Genomic DNA, 23,204 nt, shown 5'->3' on the forward strand with positions numbered 1-23,204 from the left:
CGGCCTGAGGCGCGGGCCCCCGGCACTAGCATGGGCGGCGACGGGCGCAGAGGTGAGCCCGAGCGGAGGCGCCATGACCGAGTTCGTGTTCTTCTCCCTCCCGACGCTGGTCTACCTGCTCGTGCGCCGGCGGGACCCCGACGCCCGCGCCACCATGGGCCTGAGGCTCCCCCGAGCGAGTGACTGGTTGCTCGGCCTGCTCGCGCTGGCGATCTCGCTCGGTATCGGCTGGGCAGCGACGCTCGCGATCCCGCCCGAGATCCTCCGCGGGCCGGGAACGGCGGGCCGGGTCACCGGCCTGGTCGGCGCCGTGGCCGTGGCACTCCGGGCGCTCGGCGAGGAGGTCTTCTTCCGGGGCTTCCTGCAGGGGTGGGTCGCCAAGCGCTGGGGCGGCGTCGCGGGCATCGTCGTCCAGGGCGTCGCCTTCCTCCTGCCGCACCTGATGCTGCTCACCCTGGGGACGGTGATGATTCCGCTCGTCGCGGGCCAGTTCGTGATCGGGCTCGTCATGGGCTGGCTGCGCCACCACACCGGCAGCATCGGGCCCAGCTCGCTGGCCCACATCGTCACGAACCTCGTCGTCGCGCTGGCGCCCTGAACGCGAGCCGCCCCGTCACCCCCGGCGCCCGTACAACCCCTTGAGGTAGGCGATCTGGCCGAGGTGCTGGTTGACCTCGTCGACCACGCTCACGAGCCGGACGGCCGCGGTGACCGGCGGATCCCAGCGGGTGTCAACGATCCGCGCGTAGTCGGTGAGGCGGTCCAAGACCCGATGGGTCAGGGCATTGACGTTGTTGGCGTAGCCGATCAGCGCTGGCGCGGCACCGCGCCAGGCGGCGACGTCGTCGTCCGACTGGCCGTAGCCGTGCGCCTCGGGCGGGTAGGGCAGCCCGAAGACCTGCTGCCACCCGTTCGCGAACCACGCCTGCTCGACGCCGCCCACGTCGGCCAGATGATCGTCCTGGACGCGCAGCACGTGCCACGCGATCCAGCCCATCGGGTTCGCGCCCGGCGCGGGCCGCCACACGAGCGCGGCCTCGTCGAGGTCGGTGAGGGCGCTGGTGAGGTCGTCGCGGAAGCGGTCGAACGAATCCAGCAGCATCAGCCGGGCAACATCGGTGCTCATGGACCCCACCGTAGGCCGAAAGCACACGACCCCGGACCCGCTCGATGCCCATCAGTCACGATGCGAACGCGCCCGTCCCGTGACGGCGTCCACGCCGGTCCTGCCCGCGATAGAGCAGGGCAGCAACGATCGCCCAGCCGACGCCGACACACGCCTCCAGCGCGAGCTCGGTGCCGAGCGGGCGCCCGGCCAGCGCGTTCCGCAGCGCCGTGACGGAATGCCGCAGCGGCAACACGGCCCCGACCCGGTCGACCACCGGATTCCTCGCCGGCGCGAACAGCGCCCCGGACACCACCGTGAGCACGGCGGTTGCGCTGTTGTAGGTGAGCGTGTCCCAGCGTGAACCCAGCGCGGGCGCGATCACCGCGAGTCCGAGCATCGACGCGCTGAACACCGCCGGCAGCACCACCCAACCCCACCGCAGCAGGGGCCAGACCAGATCCAGCTGACCGGTCAACAGCGGCAGCCCGATCATCGCCACTGCCGCTGCCACCACGCCTTGCGCCGCCATCGGCAGCCCCCGCGCGGCGTCCTGGCCGATCGCCGGCACCCGCCCCAGCGACACCTGCGGATAGGTGCCCGACCACACGTCCCACATCGGCACGTCGCTCATGTGGGCCACGCACGCGCTCGCCACGGCCAGCACCGCGCACCCCACGACGGCGAAGCGCAGCCCCTCGACGCCACCCGTCAGCGAGCCGACGAGGCAGAACACGAGCAACCGCAGCAGTTCCGGCACCAGCACACCTACCAGATAGACCATGGGGGGGTACTCGTGCCGCACCGCCAGCCAGCCCAGCCGCACGTTGGCGGCCAACAAGTCAGGCGAGCTCAAGGCTCGCCTCCTTCCGCGCCCGGCGCAGCAGCACCCCGACGCTCCACACCCCCACCGCCGCGTACACCACCGCGAGTGCGAGCGCCCACCCCAACGCCGACCATTGCGGCACCGTCGCCGTCGAAGTCAGGAACCTTTGCAGGTGCGACAACGTGATCCCCTGGCCGATCCACGACACCCAGTCCGGCAGCATCTCCAGCGGGATGATCGTGCCCCCCAGCAGCAGCACCGGCGTCCCCACCGCCGTGGTCAACTGGAACGCGTAGCGGCTCAGCATGAGCACGCCGGCCAGCGTCCGCAGCGAATCGGCCGGGACGAGGGCGGGGCTGAGGCTCAGGCCGACGACCGTCTTGCCCTGAGCGGGAACGGAGTCGTGCGTCACCTGGTCGGGGGTGACGATGCCGCCGGCGACCAGGTCCCGCTCGGCGCGCATCCCCACGAGTTCGTCGATCTGGGCGGCGGGGATGGTGGTGAGAGCGGGGTCGACGCCGATGCGGACGGTGATGAGGTCGTCGCGCGTGATCTCGGTGCCGCGGTCGACGTTCGCGCGGACGGCGACCACCTCACGCGCGGACGACACCGACGTGTAGGCGAGGACGCCGAGCAGCGCGCCGAGGCAGATCGCGGCGACGGCGGCCACGACGATCAGCGGACGCCGGCGCATCTTGGGGGGCGGGGCGAGCTGCGGGCTGACCCGTTGGTCGGCGGCCGGCGGCGGGACGTCCTGGCCGTTGCGCGGCTGCGTCGGGGCGCTCATCGGTGGGTTCATGGCGTTGGTTCCTTCGTGCGGGGTGGTCGGGGCGGGTCGATCAGGTGAGGTAGTCGGTGAGGCCGGCCGTGATCAAGTGACCGCGCGAGGAGGCTCCGAAGCGTTCGACCAAGTCGTCGAGCGTGTGGAAGTCGGCCTCGCGAAGGCGGTAGTTGAGGGGGATGAGCGGGCGGTGCGCGATGCGGGCCGTGCGGCTGGCAGGGCGGGGGGCGAACACGTGGCCGCCGGTGACGCCGGCGGGTTCGATGAGTTCGGCGAGGCGCGGGTACGCGTGCTCGATGGCGGCGATGATCGCGTCGCCGTGGGACATGCCGGTGCGGGCACAGAGTTCTTCGAGCGGCTTGATGAGCGCAACCGGCACGTGGCAGTTGGACGGCCGGATGCGGTCGGCGGCTCGCCGTCCGGACGCCGACGCTGCGGCCCTAGGGGCCTGCGCGGGGGCGTGGTCCTGCACGGTGGGCTGACCGCTCACGGGGTGGTACCTCCAGGGGCGGGTGACAGCCGAGACTCCGACCGTCGGGGTGGCCCCACCATCGCTGCTTATGGCGACGAAAAAGTGTCGTCTCAGGTTCTGGACCCCTGCCCGGCCGTTGGTGACCTGGTGGGGGTCCGTTGACCCTCTGCTGGTGGCGTCGGCGGCGTCGGCGCCCGGCGTGCGTCCGATCCGGCATGGGATCATGGGGGCGTGCCCACCGCCTTGATGCCTGTGCTCGCCGGCGCCCTGCTGGGCGTCCTGGCGGCATGGCCCGCCTGGTGGTGGCTGCGCCGCGGAACCTATCGTCGCGACGATGATCGGGCGCTGCTGGGGTCGCGAGACGGCCGGGCGGCGGCGATGGCACCCCTGCTGCTCGCCTCGGTCTGCGGAATTGCGGGGGCGACGTCCGGCTTCGTCCCCGGGTGGGGGTGGCTGGTCGTCGGCGCCTATCTGGCGGGCGGCGTCCTCGTGTGCTGGACCGACCTCGACGTGCACCGCATCCCCGATCGCGTGACCGTGCCGTGGGCGCTCGTCGTGGCGCTGGCCTCCGTGGTCGTCGCCGCGCTGGGCGGCAACGGGTGGCTGTTGTCGGGGGGCGCTCTGGGCGCGCTGGCCTACGGGGCGCTGTTCCTGCTTCTCGCCGTCGTGGGGAGCCTGGGGCTGGGCGACGTGAAGCTCGCCGTCGTGTCGGGTTGGGTGCTGGGTGTGTTCGGCTGGCCGTGGCTCTTGGTGACGGCGCTGATCGCCACGCTCGCCACCGGGGCCGCCGTGGCCGTGGCGCTGCTGCTGGCGGGCCGCTCGCGCACGGCACACATGCCCTTCGGCCCGCCCCTCGTCCTGGGCACCGCCGTGGCCCTTCTGCTGGACGCCGCACGCCTCCTCTGATCCTGTCTTCGACATTCGCTTCACCTCCCCGAACGCCCTTCGACGCTAACGGTGTTCTGCCAAGCCGGCGATGGGGAGCACTCCCCCTCGAGCCGTGCTGGCGGCCGGCAGCGCAGCTCGCCTCCCCGAGCTCGCGCTTGCGTGCCGCGGGGCGCGTGCAGCGAGGCGCGGCCGGGGGGCGCGTCGGCACCTCAGGCCTGACGGGCGCGCAGGCGTCCCTCCAGGCACTCCTGGATCAAGTCGACGGTCTCGGGCAGGAGGTCGAGCCCGAGGATGCGCGCCTGACGGTGGAGGCGTCCCACCAACCGCTCGACCTCGTCCAGGCGGCCCGCGGCCCGCTCAGTCCGGATCCGCTCGCCGAGGAGCAACTCATCGTCCGGCGCCGCCGCGAGGGCACGGTGGGCGCACCAGCTGGACGTGTCCAGATCGCGACGCTCGCGGGCGAGCCGGGAACCGAGCACGCCCAAGTCGCGGATGAGCGCCACCATGTCGGAGCGCATCGGCTCGGCCCATCCCCACGCACCCGGCGCGGCGTCCGCCAGCGGGGCGCCGCGCACCAGGCCGAGCGCCACGCGCACGCGCTCCAGCGACAGGCGGTTGATGCCGCCGGTAGTCAGGGTCAGCAGATCGTGCCAGTCGGACGTGACGCCGCGGTGCAGCGTCATGCGCCCGGAGTAGGCCTCCGGCAGGTACGGGCTGCCATCGGGCGCGGCCCCGAGCCACGCCCGCAGGCGGCTCAGGTTGGAGCGACGGGTGCCGTCGGTGACGAACAGGTCGGCGGCCATCTGCGTGGCCGTGGACGCCGGGTGCTCGAGCAGCCAGGCGCAGTACTCGACGCACTGCCGCTTGCCGCGGTTCGGTTCCTGGCCGGCGGCCCCCGCCAACTCGATCGGGCCGAGCAACAGCAGGCGGGGTTCGCCGGTCTCCGGCACGCGTGGGCGCAGTTCGATGATGTTCACGGGATCCTCCGGCTCGTCGTCGGACCACCACGGGGCGGGCACGGTGAGCGTCGTCTCAGCGAGGGCGTACAGGCCGCTGATCGCCTCGCGGGTGGCCACCGGAATGGCCTGGGGAACCAACGCGCGGTCTTCGGTGAGTTGCCAGGTGGCGTCGCCCGCATCGGCATCGACGGGCAGGATGGCGGCCACGCCGCACGGCGTCTGTTCGATGGCCTCTGCCAGCCGGCGGCGCTGGGCGGGGGTGGGCGGGGTCTCGAACAGGACGACGTGGGCGGCCCAGGCGTCGGAGCGGTCGGGGTCGAGGCGCAGGGACGCCGCGTCCTCCTCCCCGAGCGCGCGGCGGCGCAGACGGGTGATGCGTTCCACCTCGTGGAGAGCGGCGTCGGCGTCCGGGGTGGTGCGCACGCGGTGCGCCCCGGCGATCGACGCGAACGTCTCGTCGGGCGTGACCACCAGCAACCGCAGTTCGTCGGCCCACGGGGCGCAGGCGAGCTCGACGAGCATCGCCGAGAGGGTGTCGCCGGCGCGCGTGCCGTCGCTGTCGCGCACGCCGAGCAGGCCGGAGGCCAGCACGTCGACCATGACCAGATGACCGGCGGAGTCCTCACCGAGCGTGACGAGCGCCGGGTAGGCGACGGGGGCGGTCGCGTCGCCCAGGTCGCGCAGGCGCCCCCAGGTGATGGCGTACCGGTCGCCGACCTGCTGGAACCCCACGGGCGGCTCTCCCGGGTCGGTGGCGAAGGCGAACTCCAGATCGTGGTCGCCGACGACGGCCTCGGCCAGCGCCGGGACCGGGGTGCTGCGTGCGTGCCAATGGGCGCTCAGGCGCCGCAGGGCACACTCGAGGAGGTCTTCGCGGTCGGGTTCGTGGGCGGCGCGGACGGCACCCAGCGCCGCCTCGAACCGCGCGAGTTCGCCCTCCGGCGTCGCATACCGGCGGCCCACCGGTCGCGCCTGCGCTTGCAGGTAGCGCCGCACCGACAGCCCACCCAGCACGGCGGCCGCCGTCAGGCTCGTCAGGCCGCCGACCAGGGACAGGAGGGCGCGATCGTCGAGGTCGCCTTCGGCAACGGATTGTGGCGCCGCCGGTGCGGCTTCGTCCGGGTGGCGCCCGTCGGCGTGGTCGGGCGCCTCGGCGTCGATACGCGGCGGCGGGGCGTGGCCGGTCTCTCCCGGACCGATGCTCGGCGCGTCGGGCCCAGGTTCGCTCGCCGGTGGCGCACCATCGGGGGCGGTCGCTTCGGCTGCGAGCATGGGGACGCGCAAGGTCCAGCCCACGTCGATGAGGTCGGGGTCGACGATGCGGTCGCGGTTGAGCGCGAAGATCTCGGGCCAGCGATCGGGGTCGCCCAGGTGGGCGCCTGCGATCCGGCTCAGCGAGTCGCCGGCGCGCACGGTGACGTGCGTGACCGGGTCGGGGACGACGAGACTCGTGCCGGGCGTGAGGTCGGCGAGCGGATCGTCCGCGAGCTGTGGGTTCGCCTCGACGATCTTCCGCCACTGGTCACCCGAGCCGTAGTAGCGCTCGGCGAGGCTCCACAGGTCGTCGCCGAGCTGCACCCGATGAGTGACGTGCCGCCCCGCAGCCGCCGACTCCACTTCCGGTGCTGCGCCGTCCGCGCCGGCGCCCGTGGCGTCCTCGACGACTGGGTGAGGTGCCCGCGGGGCGGACGCCGCGGGTGCGGCCACCGCTCCCGCTACCGGAGTGAGCTGGGCGGTGAGCGCAGCCGCGAGCAGCGCGCCGGCGAGGGCGCGCGGCCAGGTGAGCCCGGGCAGGGCGAGCCGGCGGCGTCCGGTGACGAAGTGGGCTGCCTCGGCGGTGAGCGCCACCACCCATGCGACCCACGCGAACCAGCCGACGGCGGTGAGCAGGGCCAACAGGAGCCGCACGTCGGTGGCGCCGAGGAGGCTGAGCTCGGCCCAGTCGCGGAAGCCGAGGGCGAGCAGCAGCCACGGCGGGCCGGCGAGCAGCCCGACCAGGGCGGCCAGCGCGGCGGCGCGGCGCATCATCGCCGGCCCCGATACCGGTCGATCGCCGAGGTGGCAGAGCCTTCGACAGCCCACTCCCCCGGCAGGCCGGGGACGAGCAGGTCGGCGAGGGTGACGGTGCAGTCGACGTGGACGTCCACCTCCGCTCCGGTGCCGAGCGCTGCGGCGAAGCCCGAGGCGTCCACCGTGTGGCGGACGCCGCCGGCGCACGTGAGGCGAGCGTTGGCGGCGTCGCTCGCGATGACCTCGGCGGCCGCCGCCTGCGCGGTGCCGGCGTCGCGGGTGAGCGAGGCGGCCCGCGCGCCCGAGTCGGCCAGCTGCTGCACCGTCGTGCGGGCGTAGGCGAGGCGTCCGCCGGCCAGGACGACGCCGAGGATGAGGACTAACAGCGGCAGCAGGATGACGAACTCGACCGTCGCCGCGCCGCGTTCGCCGCGGGTCAGCCCCCTCACGGGACCGTCACCTGCTCGACCGGCCGGGTGGCCTGCTCCCTGACGCGGGTCTGGCCGAGATCGACGAAGGTCGGCATCCGTCCGGAGACGACGACGCGCACGCGCTCGGCGCCGCGGCTCATCTCGATGGTGACGTCGGCGAGGCCGCCCGCTTCGGTGATGCGGGTCGCGACGGCGCGCGCGGACGCCTCGCTCGCGCCGAACAGCGCCCCCTCCTCGGCGGCGGCGATGGCCGCGTGGGCGGCGACGTCGCGGCCGTGGAACCAGATGCCACCCTGGATGAGGCCGAGCACGGTGAGCAGGAGCAGCGGCGTGAGGACGGCCCACTGGACCGAATCCGACAGGCCGCGCTCGTCGCGGCGACGCATGGCTCAGCCCAGACCGGCGAGCTGGGTGGTGACGAACGAGCCGACCAGCGCGACGATGCCCAGCGCGATGGTGACCACGCCGGCGAGCAGGATGGCCTGCTCGGTCGACTGGCTGAGACCGCGTTCGTCGCGGTCGCGCGTGCCGGGCAGCAGGGTGCCGAGCAGGAGGGTGCCGAGGATGCGGTGGAGGAGCAGCATGGGGGTGTTCCTTTCGGTGGGGGATGGGTCAGCCGTTGGTCATGAGAGTGAGCAACGGAGGTACGAGGAAGAACAGGCCGAACACGAGGCTCGGCACAACCATGAAGAGGGTCATCCGCTCGGATTCGGCCGAGGCGTGCACCTTCATGGTGGTCAGGTGGGCGTCGCGGAGCTCCTTGACGCGGGCGCGGAGGGTGCCCGACAGCGACGCCCCGGATTCGTCCAGGCGCATCACGTCGGCCAGGTCGACGAGGGCGGGCAGTTCGAGCTGCCGGCCGACGTCGCGCAGCTCGCCGTAGGGCATCTTCTGTTCCAGCCGGGCGCGGTCCAGCGCCGACCGGATCGTCGCGAAGATCGCGACGTCCGACAGGGACGCCGCCGCGTGCAACGCCTGCGTGGCCGACTGGTTGGCGAGGCGTTCGAGGGTGACGAGGTCGAAGTACACCAGCAGCGCCTCGGTGGCGTCCTCGCTGGTGGTGCGCCCCTCGGCGCGCAGCAGCACGTCGGGGAGGACGAACCCCACCACGGCCAGCACGAGGCTGACGAGCAGAGGCAGGATCGGGGCGGCGCCGGTCAACGCCCACAGGGCGACGCCGATCAGCAGGGGCAGCAGGAGCCCAGCGAGGGCGCCCGCGAGCTTGATGCCGGCGTGGCGGCGCAGCGTGCGGCCGCGCAGCTGGAGCTGCCGGTCGAGGGCGGGCGGCACGGTCCACGGGCGCCGGTCGAGCCACCAGCGGCCCAGTCGGTCGAGACCGGACGCCGCCTCCTCGGCCTCGTCGGCGGGCAGGGTGTCGCCGAGGACGCCGAGCGCGTCGGCGAGGCGGGCGTGCTGGGGCCGGAACGCGGCGACGAGGAGGACGGCCCCGAACGCGAGCAGCATGCCGGGGGTGACGAGGGCGAGGGCGTTCATGCGCGGGCCCTCAGGATCCGTTCGCGGTGCCGGGGCAGGGTCATCCGGCGCAGCATGGCAAGCGACCCGACGTACAGCACCAGCAGCACGGCCAGCAGGACCTGGCCCAGCGGCGTCCCGTAGGGCGCGAAGAAGCCGCGGCCGAACACCATCGCACCCGCGAGCACGACCAGTGTGATCGCCGTGACCTGCCGCACGACCGCGCGCGGCTTGGCTCGTTCGGCCTCGATCTCGCGCAGGGCGCGCAGGCGTTCCTGGATGGAGTCGGCGAGCGCCGAGAGGGAGACGATGGCGCCGCTGCCGCCGCGGCGCACGGCGAGGATAAGGCTGGCGACGACGGCGTCGGCGTCCGCGTTCCCTAGTTCGTCGGCGAAGGCGGCGAGGGCGTCGGTGGGCGTCCAGCGGTCGTCGAGCCGGCGGACCAGGAGGACGAGCGGTTCGGCCAGTTCGGCGGGCGGCTGGCGGGCGGAGTGACGGAGGGCGTCCGTGATGGACTTGCCGGTCGCGAGGGTGGCGGTCATGCCGCGCACCCAGCGGTCGAGGGCGCCGAGCAGCTCGATCTCGATCTGCCGGGGCGCCGACAGCAGGCTGGGCAGGCCGATGACCGCGACCGGGATGACCACTAGCATGAGGGGCCAGCCGGTCCACAGGGCGACACCGGTGCCGAGGACCACCCCGCCAGCGAACCACGCCGCGGTGCGCGGAGCGACGTGGCGGCACTTTTCCACAGCCTTTTTCCACAGACCTGTGGATTGCTGTGCACTCCGGTTCTCGCCGAGGACGCCGGCGGACCACGCGGCGACGAGCACCGCGCCCGCGACGGTCACCATGGCCGCCAGCGCGGCGGCGAGGGTGCTCATCGGGCCCGCCAGTCGGCGAGGAAGGGTGCCAGTTCGGTCATCATGGCCGCCTCGGGCTGGAACACCGGCGAGCGATCCGGACCGCCGCTGTACACGAGGTGCGTGACGGGCCGATTGCCCTCCACGGCACCCGTGAGCGCCCGCACCTCCGAGACGTACCGCGTCCGGACACCGCCGCGCCACGTGTCGTCGGTCAACTGGACGTGAACGAGCAGGTGGATGTGGTGGGCGATCTGGCGGTAGGCCTCGTCGACGGTCAGGACGCCGCCCTGCGCGACGCGCGCGGCGAGTCGGTCCATGGTGGACGCCGCGGAGTGCGAGTGGGTCGTACTGAGCGTTCCGGCGCCCGCTTGCATCGCTTCGAACATGGCGCCGGCTTCGACGCCGCGGACCTCGCCCACGACGAGCCGCGACAGGTTCTGGCGCAGCGCTTCCGGGATCAGGTCGGCGACGGTGAACTCGCCCACGTTGCGCCCGTCGGCGATCTCGCCGAGACCGACGCGGGCCTGAAGGGCGAGCATGTTGCGGCGAGTGGGTTGCAGGTGCGTGAGGAGTTCGTAGTCGGTCTCCAGCGTGCCGAACCGCTCGTTGCCGGGGATCGACGCGATGAGGGCCCGCAGCAAGGTGGTCTTGCCAGCGCCTTGGTCGCCCGCGATCACAATGGACTTCCGGGCCATGATCGCCGCGTGCAGGAGGCGCCCCACGTCGTCCGGCAGCATGCCGCGGTCGACGAGTTCGGGCAGGTCGACGGCGGTCAGGATGTGCTGGCGGATCGTCACACTCGGCCGGTAGCTCAGCCCGAACCCGATGGCGTGCAGGCGGTGGGAGTTGCCCAGCGCGAGCGTCATCGTGGGGTGCGCGTCGTCGAACGGACGCGGCGGGTTCACCGACTCGCCCAGGAACCGGATCGCCTCCACCAACTCCTCATCGGAGTCGGCCACGGGCGCATGTTCGACGCGGTGCCCGTCGCCGTATTGCACCATCACCGAGTCGCAACCGTGGATCTCGATGTTCTCGGCGTCCGCGAGCTCGAACAGCGGTTGCAGGCGGCCGTAGCCGAAGATGGCATCCTCGAGCGCCGCCGCGTACCGCTGCTCCTTCTCCAGCGGCCACAGCTGCCCGAGCTGGCTCTGCGCATCCGCGTGGTGGCGCACGACACGCCGGGTGATCGCCCGGCCGAGCAACCGCCGATCGGCCTCCGACAAGGCCGTTCCGTGCGTCTGGGCGTGCAACTCGGCCTCGCGGGTGATCTCCTCCGACGCTTTGCGCCGCAGCACCACGACCAGGCCCCAGTCGATCGCCTCCTCGTGCGGCACGGACGCCGCCGCCCGCCTCAGTTCGGGGGCGCTCAGGGCGAACTCGGTGCCTTGGAGCAGGGGCACGTCGGCGAGCCGCCGCATCTCGGTGGCCGTCATGCGGCCCCCTCGAGGTCGAGCCCGGCGGTCATGCGGCCGCGCAACGCGGCCGCGGCGCGGGCGTACGAGCGGGCCAGCGCCTGCCGCGACCAGTTCGCCGGCAGCGACCCGGCTTCCACCAGGTCGGACGCCGACCGCGGCTCCCACGCGACCTCGGCCAGCACGTCGACGCCGAACTGCTCGGCGACCTCCTTCGCCGCGTACGGTCGGCCCGGTCCGACGAGGACGAGGCCGACCCGCCCCAGCGGAGCCGCCTCGAGCAGCCGGGCGAGGTGCAGCCGCAGCCCGGCCAGCGACACGAGCGAGGTGCGGCAGACGAGGCCGACGGCGTCCGCGCCCGCGAGCAGGTCGGCCGGCAGTCCGGTGTGACCGGGCCTTCCCGCGTCCACGACGAGATCGTGGGCGGCGCCGCGAACCGAGTCGAGCAGCGGCGTCCAGACCCCGTCGAACAAGGGCACCGAGCCGAGGTGTGAGAAGCCGGGCACGAAGCGGCGACCGGCGGCGTCCGGCTCGCCCTTGGGGTGGGGAGCGCCGGGCAGGTCCACGGTGTTCGCGGCCAGGGCGGCATCGAGCGGCCGCCGCTCGCGGTGGGCCTGCAGCAACCCCTGCACGCCGAGGCCCTGCGGGGCCACGCCGCTCAGGTAGCCGGCCAGAACCGTGTGCGGGGCGGCGCGGTCGGCGTCCACGAGGACGACATCACGCGGCCACGCGAGCGCCAACCCCAGGGCTGTCGCGGTGACGCCAGGGGCACCCGAGGCCCCGGTCAGGACGAGGACGCTCATCGGCCCGCCTCCTGCTGCTCGACGAGGGTCACCCGGCCCGCGGCCGCGAGCCGGCTGACGGCTTCGGCCTGGTCGGCGGCGAGGGTGAGATCGACGACCACCGAGCCGTCGGGTTGCGCCGCCGGGGCAGCGACGAGCGTCGCCGGCACGCTGGCGGGAAGGAGGGCTGCCGCATCGGTGGCGAGCCCGTCGGCGGGTAGCGCCACGACGAGGACCGCGGTGCCGGGCAGGAGCCCGGTCGGGTAGCGACCGGCCTCCAACCGGACGCCGACCCGCGACTCACCTGCGGCAAGCCCGCCGTCGCCCACGGCGTCCGACACGACGAGCGAGCCGCCGGGCAGGTCAACGAGGGCCACCTGGCCAATGAGCGAGTCGAGGTCGCCGGCGGGGATCGTGCGGAGTCCTGCGCCGCCGCCGACCGACACGACCGACAGGTCGGCGGCCGCGACGACCTCGCCGCGGTAGATGGTGCGGTTGGTGCGCAGTACCTGCTCGGAGGCGGCGGCGCTCATGAAGAGATAGGCGGACGCGAGGCCGCCGAGGCACACGGCGAGGACGCCGGCGAGCAACCACGTCGGGTTGCGGCGAAGACGAAGGCGCGGACGACGAACGTCCGGAGTGGGGGGTGTCATGCTTCTCCGGGGGATCCTTGGGGTAGGACAGACCCCACCGTAGGCGCGAGCGCGGACGATGCGCCAGCGGTCCACGATGTGGTGTGGATAACTGCGTCTCGGCCAGGTGCGCTATCCACAGGGCAACCCTTCTGGTTGGATCAACCAATAGCGGCTATAGGATGGCCGCACCCTTCTGACTCGAGTTCAAGGATGTACTGACGTGGAACGGCGACCCAGTTCGAACGTCTCCGTCGACGTGTTGACGCTGCGCTACAACGCGACCGACCGCGAGGTCGAGCTTGCGGTGTACCCGCGCGCCACCGAGCCCTACATCGGCCAGCTGGCCCTGCCGGGCATCACGCTCCTCGAGGGCGAACGGTTGGCCGACGCCGCCCAGCGCGCCGTCCACGAGAAGCTGGGCGTCGGCGTCCGGGGCCTCGGTCCGCTCACCGTCTTCGACGAGCCGTCGCGAGACCCGCGCGGCTTCACGCTGAGCGTCGCGATGTGGGCCGTCGCCGACGGCGCAGAGCCGCACGCCGACGTCTCGTGGTACCCACTCGACGACGTGCCCGCCCTGGCGTTCGACCACAACCAGATGGTCACCTCGACGCGGCAGATGCTCACCGACAAGCTGTGGCGCGATCTGGCGTTCACGCGGGCGCTGACCGGCCCGGAGTTCCCGGTCTCGGCGGCGGTGGCCATGACGCGGTCGCTGTCGGGCTCCGACCCCGATCGGGGCAACCTCAACCGGCGGCTCCAGTCGGTGCCCGGGCTGAACGTCGGTCACAAGCGGGTCGTGCTGGGACGCGGCCGGCCCGGCGCGCTCTGGGTCTGGGCCGAGGACGCCGTCGCGCAGGAGCCCGTCGCCTGACGCCGCGCCCGGGCCACCGCGCCCGTGCCACCGCGCCCGGGCCGCCGCGCCCGTGCCACCGCGCCCGTGCCACCCCGAGAGCATGCGCTCCGCGCTGTCACGGTGAAGCGACCCGTTCCAGCGTGACAGATTGAAACGGAGATGTCGGGGAACTGTTCTCGGCCGGCCCCGACGATCCCCGGTCCTTCGCCTCGCGCTCCTTAGCCTCGCGCTCCTTAGCCTCGCGCTCAGCACTGTCACGCTTGAACCGACGGCTCAAGCGTGACAGTGCGAAACGAGGCATCCGACCCCGCTCCTGGTCCCGGCAGCGTCCGGGTCCGGAGGGCCCGGATGGATCAGGGCTGAGCGTGCAGCGGGTCGGCGTTGCAGGTGACGAACTCGTCCGAGGAGAGCACGGTGCGGCCGGGGGAGGCCATGTCGTGGGCGTAGTCGTCGGCGGTGTAACCGGCGTCGACAGCCCCCAGACGCACCAGGCACGCGGCCATGATGGTGAATTCATCGAGATGGTCCGGGTTGCGCTTGATCTGGTCCGCGAGAGCGGGGACCATGCCGCTCGTCTCGCGCTCGCAGGCGTTCACGACCGCGCCGAGGTTGTCGGGCTCGGTGCCGTCGGTCGACGTGGCGGTGAAGCCGCCGGTGGCGCCGTTCCAGGCGACGTCGTATCCCTTGCCGGCCATGCAGGCGCTGAAGGCGTCGGTGAGTTCGGCGTACTCGGCGTCGGTGACGGCCTCGTCGGCGAGGATGGCGCGCTGCCTCTCGGTGGTGGTCTCCTGCCACGTGCGCGTGAACTCGTCGGCCCACGGCCCGGTGAAGGTGGGGGTGTCGTCGCGGGTGATCGTGGGCTCGGGCGCCTCCCTGGGCAGCTGGGCGATGACCTGCTCGGCAGGCAGCTGCTCGCATGTGCCGACCGCACCGGAGGCATACCCCACGCCCAGCACCCAGGTTTCCTGCTGACCGCTGCCCTGCCACGACGACTCGAGGACGAGCGTCAAGCCAGACCCGGCGACCGACGCGGGCACGGTGATCGATTGGCTTCCGTTCAGGTCACTGACCACCTGCATCCAGCTGTCCGGTGGCGTCGCCTCGGTGTACCGGCCGGGGGCGCACATCGTGCCCGGCTCGGTGTAGGTGACGTCAGCGGTGATTCCCTCGCGGGCGAGGGCGGCCTCGAGCGCGTCGGCCCCCTCGAGCCGGTTGACGGTGACGGTCACCGACCCGTCCGCGTGGGGCGTGAGGGCGTACGCGGGAGTCGCGTTGGTGGTGAGCAGGACGCCGGCGCTGGTCAGCCCCACGGCGGCGGCAGCGGCGGCGACCGCGAGCCAGCGGCGTCCGGACCTGCGTTGGGGGGCGCGAGTCGCGATCTCGGAGCGCAGTTCGGCGAGGAGCTTGGTTTCGAAGGAATCGAGTTCGGTGGGCATGTCAGGCCTCCTGGGTGGTGAGGGTGAGGGTGTCTTCGTCGGCCAGCACGGACGCCAGCCGCTGCCGGGCCCGGTGGAGCCGGACCCGCGCGGTGCCAGGCTCCACCCCGAGCAGGGCGGCGACGTCGGCGAGCGGAAGGCCGTCGACGGAGACGAGTTCGAGGATGGCGCGGTCGGTCTCGGCGAGACAGGCCATCGCGGTGAGGGTGCGGCGGGCGTCGCGTTCGGCGTCGAGGCGGGCCTCGATGTGGGCGAGGGAGTCTTCGTCGAGGAGAGCCCGCCCGCGGATGCGACTGACGGCGCGCAACTCGCGGGCCCGGTTGCGGAGCCGGTCGGCGACGACGTTGCGGGCGATCCCGAAGAGCCAGGCCACCTCGTTGCCGAGGCGAGGATCGTAGGTGTGGCTACGTTCGATGACGGCGACGAACACGTCGGCGGTCAGGTCGGCGGCGACGTGGGGGTCGTCGACGCGGCGGGCGATGAACGTCTCCACGGCCCGGACGTGCGCCCGGTAGAACACCTCGAAGGCATCCGGGTCCCGTCCGAAGGCGGTGGGGGCGGGTGACTGCTTCATGCCTGTTCTTCGCCGTTGGGACGCCGCCGTTACACTACCCTGCCCTGCCGGGTCAGCGGACGGCGATCTCGAAGCCGCGCAAAGCGTAGCCGGCGATGAGTTCGTCCCATTCGAGGTGGGGTTCGGTGACCAGTTCGAGGTCGTGGCCGAGCAGCCGGGTGAGGAACACGTCGGACTCGCGCAGGGCGAGCGCGTTGCCGGGGCACTTGTGGGGTCCGTCGCCGAAGCTCATGACCTCCTCCGACCAGCCCTTCGGCAGATCCCGGCCGGGGCAGATGCGTTCGGGCTCGGCACCCACGATGCGCTCGTCGGCGTTGGTCTGACGGGTGCCGAGATCGATGAGGGCGCCTTGGGGGATGGTGTGGGTCTGGTCGCCGTCGGTGACGGTGAGGTCGGCTTGGGCTCGGCGGAACAGGTGGCCGACCACGGGTTCGAGGCGGAGGATCTCGCCGAGGATGGCGAGGCGTTCAGGCTCGCCGGCTGTGAGGTAGCGGTCGCGCAGCGGCGGCGTCCGGAGGAAGTGGAGGGTGGCCATGGAGATGAACTCGCGCGTGGTGACCATGCCGGCGGCGCCGTAGGTGACGCACTCGATGAGGATGCCGGAATCGGCGTACCCCTCGCCGAGGAGGTGGGTGATGACGTCTTCTTGGGGGTCCTTGCGGCGGGCCACGATGGCGGGGCGAACGTCGGCGAGGTAGAAGGCGAGCATGGGGAGGTTGCCGGCGATGGCCGCCCTGATGGCCTGGAAGCGGGAGCGGCCGACGCCGGGCCGGGTGAGGTCGAACGGCGGCTGGTCGAAGAACTTCTCCAGCCGGCCGGCCATCTTGTCCATGTCGGAGTTGGTGAGGCCGATGACTTGCGAGGCGACTTCGACGGAGTAGCGGAGGGTCACGCGGTCGAGGCGGCTGGTCGGTTGGTCCGCCATGGAGGCGATGAGCGCGTCGGCCCGGGCCTCCATGAAGGCGTGGTAGCGCGTGGCGACGGTCTTGGGAGCGAAGTAGCGGGCCACCTTCGCGCGCTGCTGGCGATGGGGTTCGCCATCCATGAAGAGGATGGGCGTGTCCTTCATGCGGCCGGTGAGCGATTCGGCAGTGAAGCCGGCCTGGGTCGTGGCGTCCCGTGCGCGGAGGACCTGCCGGGCCACCTCCGCCGACCGGATGAGCCACACACCGTCGCGTTCCTCGACGCGGGGCGTGCGCTGTTCGTGGGGGCGCGTGGAAATGCGGTCTGACGCGCTTGTCATGGCTCCATTCAACCCTGTCGGGCCGGCCGTGTCTGCGGGTCCGGACACTGCGGTCTGCACAGTCACGCTGGAACGGGTCGACTTCCCGTGACAGTGCCGAGCGTGCACTGGCAGGAGCGCATCGGCAGGAGCCGCCGCTGCTGACCGGCCCGCGCGGCCTACGATCGGGGCATGGTCGGACCGTCCCAGCCGCGCGACAAGGTGGCGGAGGCGTTCGTCGCCGTGCCGCGGGTCGACTTCCTGCCGCCCGACGTCCGCCCGTGGGCCGCCGCCGACCGGCCGCTGCCGATCGGGCACGGCGCCACCAACTCACAGCCGTGGACGGTCGCCTACATGCTGCGCCTGCTCGACGTCGGCCCTGGTCAGCGCGTGCTCGACGTCGGGTCCGGGTCGGGGTGGACGACCGGACTGCTCGCGTGGCTCGTCGGCACAGCCGGCACGGTCGTCGGCGTCGAACTCGTCCCCGAACTGGTCGCCATGGGGCGGGTGCACCTCGGGGCCCGGTTCGGCTGGGCGCGGATCGAGCAGGCGGCGCCCGGAGTGCTCGGCTGGCCGGACGCCGCACCGTACGACCGCATCCTGGTCAGCGCCGACGGGGGCCTTGTGCCGGCCGAACTCGAGGACCAACTCGCGCCCGGCGGCCGGATGGTGCTGCCGGTCCGCCAGCAGATGGTCGTGGTGGAGCGGGCGGCGTCCGGGCACGTGCGCCGCGCCCCGACGGGGGACCTGTTCAGCTTCGTCCCGCTGCGCTAGCGGCCCTTCGGGCTGCTCGTCGGTGTCCCGACGGCGTGGCCGGGCTCGCCCTCATCGCCGCCCCAGCCGTTCCATCTCTGCGACGACCGCACCGACCTCGTTCGTGACGACGTAGCCGCTGGCGGCGTCAGGGATCTCGGCGAGCAGGGCCGGATCGTCGAAGCCCTGATGGGTGCGATCGGCCGACGCGACGAGCAGGACGAGGGTGTCGGCGTCCGCCATGCGCTGGGTGAAGCGTCCGGGCCAGCCCCACACCCAGCGAGCCCGGTCCAACGGCACGCCGACGAGCCCGCCCCGCAGGGCGTCCGGAACGACGCCGGTCCAGCCGGTGAGCTCGTAGGAGATGAGGTCGTCCTTGGCGTGCTTGTTGCCCGTCGAGCGGACCGCCGGCACGAGCGCACGCAGGCGCTCGACCGGCGCCGGGCCGCCGTAGACGGCGATGCGGCTCGTGGCCTGGCCGCGCGCGCTGAGGTAGTCCGCGAGCCGTTCGCCCTCCACCGGATCGTTGCTCTTGACGTTGATGAGGATGAGCTGGTCGCCGAAGGCGTCGAGCACCTCGCTGAGCAGCGGGATCTGACCGGCCCAGCGGCCCTGGAAGGGATACGTCTGACCGCCGTCGGCGGTGTAGTAGTAGGCGGGGTCGAGGCCCCGGATGGTGGCGCTGTCGTTCTCACGCGTGACGCCGTGGCCGTCGGTCGCGCAGTCGAGGGTCCAGTCGTGGAAGACGACGAACTCACCGTCGGTGGTGGGCTGGACGTCGATCTCGATGCCGTCCGCGCCGAGCCGCACCGCCTCCCGCATCGAGGCGAGGGTGTTCTCCACGAACGCGTGGCGGGGCGGGGCGATGTTCCGGGCGAAGCAGCGGTCGTTGCCGAGGTCGACCGACGTGGTCTGCGTGACGCCGCGATGGGCCAGCACCTTGAGCGGCCGCACTGCGCGGTCGAACGCCGACGTGTTGTTCGCCCACAGCCCACCCGCCACGACGGCCACTGCGGCGATCAGGACGAGGGTGATGCGGCGACGACGGGGCACCCGAGCGACTCTAGCCGAGGACTGATCCGCTCCTCTCGTCCGAAGCCGGCCGAAGACCCCAGGCGGGTCATCCTCAGTCGCCGAGCAAACCCCGGATGTCGTCGGCACTGAGGGGCGCGGCGATGTCGGACGCCCGCCCCACGACGCTGTCGAACAGGTGCCGCTTGGTGTCCTGCAGCGCGACGACCTTCTCCTCGATCGTGTCGGAGGCCACCAGCCGGTACACGTTCACCGGCTTGTCCTGACCGATGCGGTGCGTGCGATCGACCGCCTGCGCCTCGGCGGCCGGATTCCACCACGGGTCGAGGATGAACACGTAGTCGGCCTCGGTGAGCGTGAGCCCGAACCCACCCGCCTTCAGCGAGATGAGGAACACCGGGGCTTTCCCCGTCCGGAACGCGTCGATGCGCGCCGCGCGATCGCGCGTCCGCCCGTCGAGGTACTCATAGGCGATGCCCTCGGCGTCCAGCCGCTGCCGCACCAGGGCGAGGAACCCGGTGAACTGGCTGAACACCAACGCCCGGTGCCCCTCCGACATCACCTCGCCGAGCCGCTCGACGAGCGCGTCGATCTTCGCCGACCCCGCCGGATACGCGCCGTCGACCAGCGACGGCGCCAGCGCCAACTGGCGCAGCAGGGTGAGCGAGCGCAGGATGGTGATCCGGTTGCGCGACAGTTCGTGGACCAGCCCCAACACCTTCTGCCGCTCGCGCGCCAGGTGCCGGTCGTAGAGCTTGCGGTGGGGTGCCGACAGTTCTATCGGCACCACCTGTTCCTGCTTGTCGGGCAACTCGGCCGCCACCGCCGCCTTCGTGCGCCGCAGGATGAGCGGCCGGATGCGCCGGTGCAGTCGCGCCAAACGGTCGGAGTCGCCGCCCTCGATGGGCTTGCGGTAGTCGAGCGCGAACACGCCCGGGTCGACGAACAGCCCCGGCGCCGTGATCGACAGCAGCGACCACAGATCCATCAGGTTGTTCTCCAGCGGCGTGCCGGTGAGCGCCACCTTGACGCGTGACCGCAGCCGCCGGACCGCCTTGTACGCCTGCGACGCGTGGTTCTTCACGAACTGCGCCTCGTCGAGCAACACCACCGACCAGCCCAGCCCGGCGTACGCGTCCGCCTCCAGCCGCAACAGCGTGTACGAGGTGACCACCACGTGGGCGCCGGCGACGGCGTCCGCCAACTCGGTGCCGCGCCGTTTGCGGGTCTCGGTGACCGCGACCACCGAAAGGTCGGGCGTGAACTTCGCCGCCTCGGACGCCCACGTGCCGATCACCGAGGTGGGCGCCAGCACCAGCAGGGGTGCCGTCAGTTCGCCGGCCTCGTGCACCGACTGGGCCAGGGCCAGCGCCTGGAGCGTCTTGCCGAGGCCCATCTCGTCGGCCAGGATGCCGCCCAGCCGCGTGCGCCACAGCAGGCTCAGCCAGCGGAAACCGGTGAGCTGGTAGGGGCGCAGCTCGGCACGCAGCCCGGCAGGCACCTCGGCCTCGGGCAGCGACTCGATGTCGAGCAGCGCCTCGGACGCCGCCCGCCATGCCTCCGACTGCTCGGCCACCACGCCCAGCTCGACCAGCTCGCCCCACAGGCCCGCATGCTCGGGACGCAGCTGGAACGTGCCGTCGTCCTCGTCGTGATCGACCAGCGCCCGTGCCTCGTCGATGATCTCCCGCAGCTGGTCGAGCTCGGGCCGGTCGAGGTCGAACCACGTGCCCGTGTCGAGGATCAGATGATCCTCGCCGCGGGCCAGAGCACGGAACAGCTCCACGAACGGCACCAGTTCGTCGCCGACCCACACCTGAACGCCCAGGTCGAACCAGTCCCCCACCTCCGACTCCGTGACGCGCAGCTCGACCCGCGGAGCGTCCTCGGCTTCGGTGAACGTCGGCTCGTCACCCTCGGTCTCGACCACCACGTCGTCGCGCACCCGCAAACCCGGAAGCACGTCGTTCGTGAACGTGATCAGCCCGCGCCCGATGAGGCTCGCCTCGTACAGGCCGGTCCCCGTGCGCCAGGGACCCTCCGGCACGGAGGCCGCCAGGGCCGCCTCGGCCGCGGCGTCCCGGATCGGGTTGTCGGACGCCGCCGTCGCCGGCAGCTCGTGCGCCTGGTCGCCCACCGTGTAGCGGAAGGCCCAGGAGACGGCCGCCCGCCGATCACCGAACCGGACACGGCAGACGAGCAGCGGTGGCAGCACCTCGGGCAGGTCGAGGTCCGGATCCACCTGGACCGTCAACCGACGCCGGAGCCGGGGCAGGAAACCCGTGGCGAACAAGGGCAGATCGGCGCCGGGGACGCGCAGCACCCCGTTCAGGAACAGCTGATGCTCGGACGGGGTCAACGGGCGGCTCAGGGGGCCGAGCACGAGGCGTCCATCGCCTGCCCGGCAGACCATGCCGTGTGGGGGGCGCCCGACGAACGCGGCGTCCGACAGGGGGCCGAGGGCTGCGTTGCCCTGCACCATCGCGGTGACGGCGACGGCGTCGCCGTCGCGGGCCACCCCGAGAACGGGCTCGAACGGTTCGAGCGCCAGCAGCGGATCGCGACCGGACCCTCGGCGTCCGTCACCGGCGACGAGCGGGATGCCAGCGGCGTCCAACCGCGCGAGGATGCCCCAACTGTCGGGCCGCAGCTCGTCGAGGGGCAGGGCGTCGGCGCGGTGGCCGTAGGCGAAGTCGTTGCGGCGGCGGGACTCGACGAGCTCGAGGAGGAGATCCCGCTGGCTCTGATCGACATCGCGCGCTGCGAAGTAGCGCAGATCGTCCCACGTCGCGCCGGTCTTGACCCACCCACCGCGAGCGCCCTGCCGGAGCGGCCGCAGGGAGATGCCATAGCCGCTGTCGTTCACCTGGAGCGCGAGCGGCACGCCGCCGCGACCCCCGGACGCCTGCGCGACGAGCGGCGCCAGAGCCTGCTGCCACGCCGGCGTCACCCGTCGCTGCTGGACGGCCCGCATGTGCAGGATGAGCGCCACGGCGTGCTTGCAGTCGCGCCGGATGGGGCACGTGCAGGTCGCCACCAGCGACGCCGGCCCGGCCTGACAGACAACCGACGTCTGGTAGGAGAGGTAGCCGCTGCCGCGCACCTGAGCCATCACGAGCTGGTCGGCACGCCGGATGCTGCCCACCCGCCCCTGCGTCGCATAGACCTGGCCGCGGTGCAGCGTGTCGAGCCCGAACCGCCGTTCGAGCTCGAGATCGGTGAGTCCGAGGACCCAGTCGGGGTAGGTGTTCATCGCACCGGCGAGCCTAGCCCCCGCGTCCGACGAAACGCGTGGCGGGATCCGGCGCCTGTGGACAACCCACCGTGGACGGCCGCGGCCGAGCACGCCTGTTGGGTCACCGCAGCGTCGTGCTGGGGTGGGCGTCCTCGACGTAGATCGTCGCGTCCCAGGCCTGTGCCGGGGTCACCGTCACGGAGTGGAAGAACGGCACCCATGCCTGCCACGGCGCGAAGGGGGTTCCGGTGCTCACCATCGGTAGGGCGCGGTCGAGCACGGCGCGGTTGCGCTCCGACGCGGCACTCCATTCCAGGTAACCCTGCGTGGTGCCCGCGAACAGCCCGCGGATCGGCGAGTCGACCCGCACCGAGAACGTCTCGCCCTGGTCGGCGAACGCCACGTGGTGGCCGTCGGTGCCGATCGCCCGGTAGGCCCCGCCCCAACGCTCGGCGGAGAGGCTGCCGAGGCTTGGTCCCGGCACACCGGTCGCCTGTCCGGCCTTGTCGAGGTGACCGTTGTGGCCGAAGAGAAGCGTGTGGGCACCTCCCGCGGCCGAGCGCTCAGCCACGAGGAGCGCGAGCAGATCGGCCATGCGCACATCCCGATCGCTCGGCACGGAGCCGGGCAACGCCCCCTCCAGGCCGGCGACGAGCGCACGGGCCGAGAGCCGGGCGCGCAGGCTGGCGTCGTCGGCGCGGCCCTCGGCGGCGGCCTCGACCGCCTCGGCCAGCGCCCGAGCGGGCGGCAGGGCGGTGTCGACGACCCCCCGGTCACGGCGCGAGTCGTCGGTGAGTCCGGCGAGTTGGCTGGTGAATCCAGCGGCGGCGTCGGGGTCGAGGGTCGCGAGCCAGCCGAGGACGATGCGCTTGTCGGCGTCCGGCCGCTGGATGTCGATGCCGTAGAGGCGGATGCGCTCGGCCTCGGGGCGACCCTCGTTGTGCGCCCGAATCCAGCTCAAGAGGTCCGCGGTCTCCTGGGTGCGATAAAGGCGATAGCCGAACGCGCTTACGGCGTCGGTGACGGTGCCGCTGCCGCCCTGGAGCCAGGCGTCCACCTCGGACGACGTCCCGGCCGGATCCTCGAGGGCGATCGTCGTGAAGCCGCGGTCGACGAGCTTCTGCAGGAGCGTGAGCCGCGCGTGCTGGAACTCGGCGGTGCCGTGGGTCGCCTCGCCCAGGGCGAGGACGGTGGCCGAGGCGAGATCGTCCGAGATCGTGGCGTCGGCGAACTCGACCGCCTGGGGTTCGCCGGCCGGTGCGGAGGCGACGGCACTCCAGACGGCGAACCCAGCGATGACGAGGGCCAACGCGAGGGCGATCGCGGCGAGGACGCGCGGCCACCGGCGGCGGGCAGGTCGGGGCAGGGACATGACGGAACTCCTTGGGTCGAGGTGCAAGTCGGGAAACGGAGAGGCAACAGAAGGAACACCGGAATCCAGCAGGCGACCGCGCCGGCAGGG

Annotated in this window: 23 protein-coding genes; 4 read left to right on the forward strand and 19 right to left on the reverse strand. The window is 72.5% G+C overall.

Features of this window, described 5'->3' with window-relative positions; genetic code table 11:
• Positions 1 to 73 precede the first annotated feature (73 nt).
• Complete coding sequence (locus Q1K57_RS00650) at positions 74 to 598, forward strand: CPBP family intramembrane glutamic endopeptidase (RefSeq protein ID WP_300077696.1); 525 nt, start codon at positions 74 to 76, stop codon at positions 596 to 598.
• Between the two features lie 15 nt (positions 599 to 613).
• On the opposite strand, the gene Q1K57_RS00655 is transcribed toward Q1K57_RS00650, so the two are convergent.
• The 4 genes from Q1K57_RS00655 to Q1K57_RS00670 are packed head-to-tail and all read right to left on the reverse strand — an operon-like array spanning position 614 to position 3,202.
• Entirely contained in the window at positions 614 to 1,126 is a 513-nt protein-coding gene (locus Q1K57_RS00655; RefSeq protein WP_300077699.1) for a DinB family protein, read from the reverse strand.
• A 55-nt stretch (positions 1,127 to 1,181) separates the two neighbouring features.
• Entirely contained in the window at positions 1,182 to 1,961 is a 780-nt protein-coding gene (locus Q1K57_RS00660; RefSeq protein WP_300077702.1) for a hypothetical protein, read from the reverse strand.
• On the reverse strand, positions 1,948 to 2,730 hold the full coding sequence (locus Q1K57_RS00665) for an SAF domain-containing protein (RefSeq protein WP_300077705.1): 783 nt from the start codon (positions 2,728 to 2,730) through the stop codon (positions 1,948 to 1,950). Before Q1K57_RS00665 ends, Q1K57_RS00660 begins: the two co-directional genes overlap by 14 nt.
• 40 nt (positions 2,731 to 2,770) lie before the next feature.
• Entirely contained in the window at positions 2,771 to 3,202 is a 432-nt protein-coding gene (locus tag Q1K57_RS00670; protein WP_300077708.1) for a hypothetical protein, read from the reverse strand.
• Between the two features lie 213 nt (positions 3,203 to 3,415).
• On the opposite strand from Q1K57_RS00670, the gene Q1K57_RS00675 reads away from it, so the two are divergent.
• Positions 3,416 to 4,090 carry an A24 family peptidase gene (locus Q1K57_RS00675; protein ID WP_300077711.1) on the forward strand — a complete coding sequence of 225 codons (675 nt, stop codon included), beginning with the start codon at positions 3,416 to 3,418 and terminating at the stop codon, positions 4,088 to 4,090.
• Positions 4,091 to 4,281: 191 nt separating this feature from the next.
• Here Q1K57_RS00675 and Q1K57_RS00680 read toward each other — a convergent pair whose 3' ends face one another.
• The 9 genes from Q1K57_RS00680 to Q1K57_RS00720 are packed head-to-tail and all read right to left on the reverse strand — an operon-like array spanning position 4,282 to position 12,655.
• The gene (locus Q1K57_RS00680; RefSeq protein WP_300077714.1) at positions 4,282 to 7,059 is read right to left on the reverse strand and encodes a LysM peptidoglycan-binding domain-containing protein; all 2,778 of its coding nucleotides are present in this window, start codon (positions 7,057 to 7,059) and stop codon (positions 4,282 to 4,284) included.
• A complete protein-coding gene (locus Q1K57_RS00685) occupies positions 7,056 to 7,490 on the reverse strand; it encodes a TadE/TadG family type IV pilus assembly protein (protein ID WP_300077717.1) in 435 nt (144 codons plus the stop codon). The genes Q1K57_RS00680 and Q1K57_RS00685 overlap by 4 nt, the downstream gene beginning before the upstream one ends.
• Positions 7,487 to 7,858: a TadE/TadG family type IV pilus assembly protein gene (locus Q1K57_RS00690; RefSeq protein WP_300077719.1), complete on the reverse strand. Its 372-nt coding sequence runs from the start codon at positions 7,856 to 7,858 to the stop codon at positions 7,487 to 7,489. The genes Q1K57_RS00685 and Q1K57_RS00690 overlap by 4 nt, the downstream gene beginning before the upstream one ends.
• Positions 7,859 to 7,861: 3 nt before the next feature.
• Positions 7,862 to 8,056, reverse strand: coding sequence for a hypothetical protein (locus Q1K57_RS00695; protein WP_300077722.1), 195 nt, complete (start codon positions 8,054 to 8,056; stop codon positions 7,862 to 7,864).
• 28 nt (positions 8,057 to 8,084) lie between these two features.
• Positions 8,085 to 8,966: a hypothetical protein gene (locus Q1K57_RS00700; protein ID WP_300077725.1), complete on the reverse strand. Its 882-nt coding sequence runs from the start codon at positions 8,964 to 8,966 to the stop codon at positions 8,085 to 8,087.
• Entirely contained in the window at positions 8,963 to 9,826 is an 864-nt protein-coding gene (locus Q1K57_RS00705) for a type II secretion system F family protein (RefSeq protein WP_300077728.1), read from the reverse strand. Before Q1K57_RS00705 ends, Q1K57_RS00700 begins: the two co-directional genes overlap by 4 nt.
• Positions 9,823 to 11,241: a CpaF/VirB11 family protein gene (locus tag Q1K57_RS00710; RefSeq protein WP_300077731.1), complete on the reverse strand. Its 1,419-nt coding sequence runs from the start codon at positions 11,239 to 11,241 to the stop codon at positions 9,823 to 9,825. The genes Q1K57_RS00705 and Q1K57_RS00710 overlap by 4 nt, the downstream gene beginning before the upstream one ends.
• Positions 11,238 to 12,023 carry a hypothetical protein gene (locus Q1K57_RS00715; RefSeq protein ID WP_300077734.1) on the reverse strand — a complete coding sequence of 262 codons (786 nt, stop codon included), beginning with the start codon at positions 12,021 to 12,023 and terminating at the stop codon, positions 11,238 to 11,240. The genes Q1K57_RS00710 and Q1K57_RS00715 overlap by 4 nt, the downstream gene beginning before the upstream one ends.
• Entirely contained in the window at positions 12,020 to 12,655 is a 636-nt protein-coding gene (locus Q1K57_RS00720; RefSeq protein WP_300077737.1) for an SAF domain-containing protein, read from the reverse strand. The genes Q1K57_RS00715 and Q1K57_RS00720 overlap by 4 nt, the downstream gene beginning before the upstream one ends.
• A gap of 202 nt (positions 12,656 to 12,857) precedes the next feature.
• Between Q1K57_RS00720 and Q1K57_RS00725 the strand changes: the two genes are divergently transcribed.
• Positions 12,858 to 13,508, forward strand: a complete 651-nt coding sequence (locus Q1K57_RS00725) for an NUDIX domain-containing protein (RefSeq protein WP_300077740.1) — start codon at positions 12,858 to 12,860, stop codon at positions 13,506 to 13,508.
• Positions 13,509 to 13,843: 335 nt separating this feature from the next.
• On the opposite strand, the gene Q1K57_RS00730 is transcribed toward Q1K57_RS00725, so the two are convergent.
• From Q1K57_RS00730 to Q1K57_RS00740, 3 genes are read right to left on the reverse strand one after another with little or no spacing between them, the layout of a single operon-like run.
• A complete protein-coding gene (locus Q1K57_RS00730; RefSeq protein ID WP_300077742.1) occupies positions 13,844 to 14,926 on the reverse strand; it encodes a hypothetical protein in 1,083 nt (360 codons plus the stop codon).
• Position 14,927: 1 nt separating this feature from the next.
• On the reverse strand, positions 14,928 to 15,500 hold the full coding sequence (locus Q1K57_RS00735) for an RNA polymerase sigma factor (protein WP_300077745.1): 573 nt from the start codon (positions 15,498 to 15,500) through the stop codon (positions 14,928 to 14,930).
• Positions 15,501 to 15,552: 52 nt separating this feature from the next.
• Complete coding sequence (locus tag Q1K57_RS00740; RefSeq protein ID WP_300077748.1) at positions 15,553 to 16,743, reverse strand: cytochrome P450; 1,191 nt, start codon at positions 16,741 to 16,743, stop codon at positions 15,553 to 15,555.
• A gap of 171 nt (positions 16,744 to 16,914) precedes the next feature.
• Between Q1K57_RS00740 and Q1K57_RS00745 the strand changes: the two genes are divergently transcribed.
• Entirely contained in the window at positions 16,915 to 17,496 is a 582-nt protein-coding gene (locus Q1K57_RS00745) for a protein-L-isoaspartate carboxylmethyltransferase (RefSeq protein ID WP_300077751.1), read from the forward strand.
• 51 nt (positions 17,497 to 17,547) lie between these two features.
• Here the strand turns inward: Q1K57_RS00745 and Q1K57_RS00750 are convergent, their stop codons facing one another.
• The 3 genes from Q1K57_RS00750 to Q1K57_RS00760 form a co-directional block, all read right to left on the reverse strand.
• Positions 17,548 to 18,528 carry a glycerophosphodiester phosphodiesterase family protein gene (locus Q1K57_RS00750; RefSeq protein WP_300077754.1) on the reverse strand — a complete coding sequence of 327 codons (981 nt, stop codon included), beginning with the start codon at positions 18,526 to 18,528 and terminating at the stop codon, positions 17,548 to 17,550.
• Positions 18,529 to 18,601: 73 nt separating this feature from the next.
• Complete coding sequence (locus Q1K57_RS00755; protein ID WP_300077757.1) at positions 18,602 to 21,760, reverse strand: DEAD/DEAH box helicase; 3,159 nt, start codon at positions 21,758 to 21,760, stop codon at positions 18,602 to 18,604.
• Between the two features lie 103 nt (positions 21,761 to 21,863).
• Positions 21,864 to 23,114, reverse strand: a complete 1,251-nt coding sequence (locus Q1K57_RS00760) for an erythromycin esterase family protein (protein WP_300077760.1) — start codon at positions 23,112 to 23,114, stop codon at positions 21,864 to 21,866.
• Positions 23,115 to 23,204 lie beyond the last annotated feature (90 nt).

It is taken from the genome of Propioniciclava sp. (genome assembly GCF_029977985.1).
GTDB lineage: Bacteria > Actinomycetota > Actinomycetes > Propionibacteriales > Propionibacteriaceae > Propioniciclava.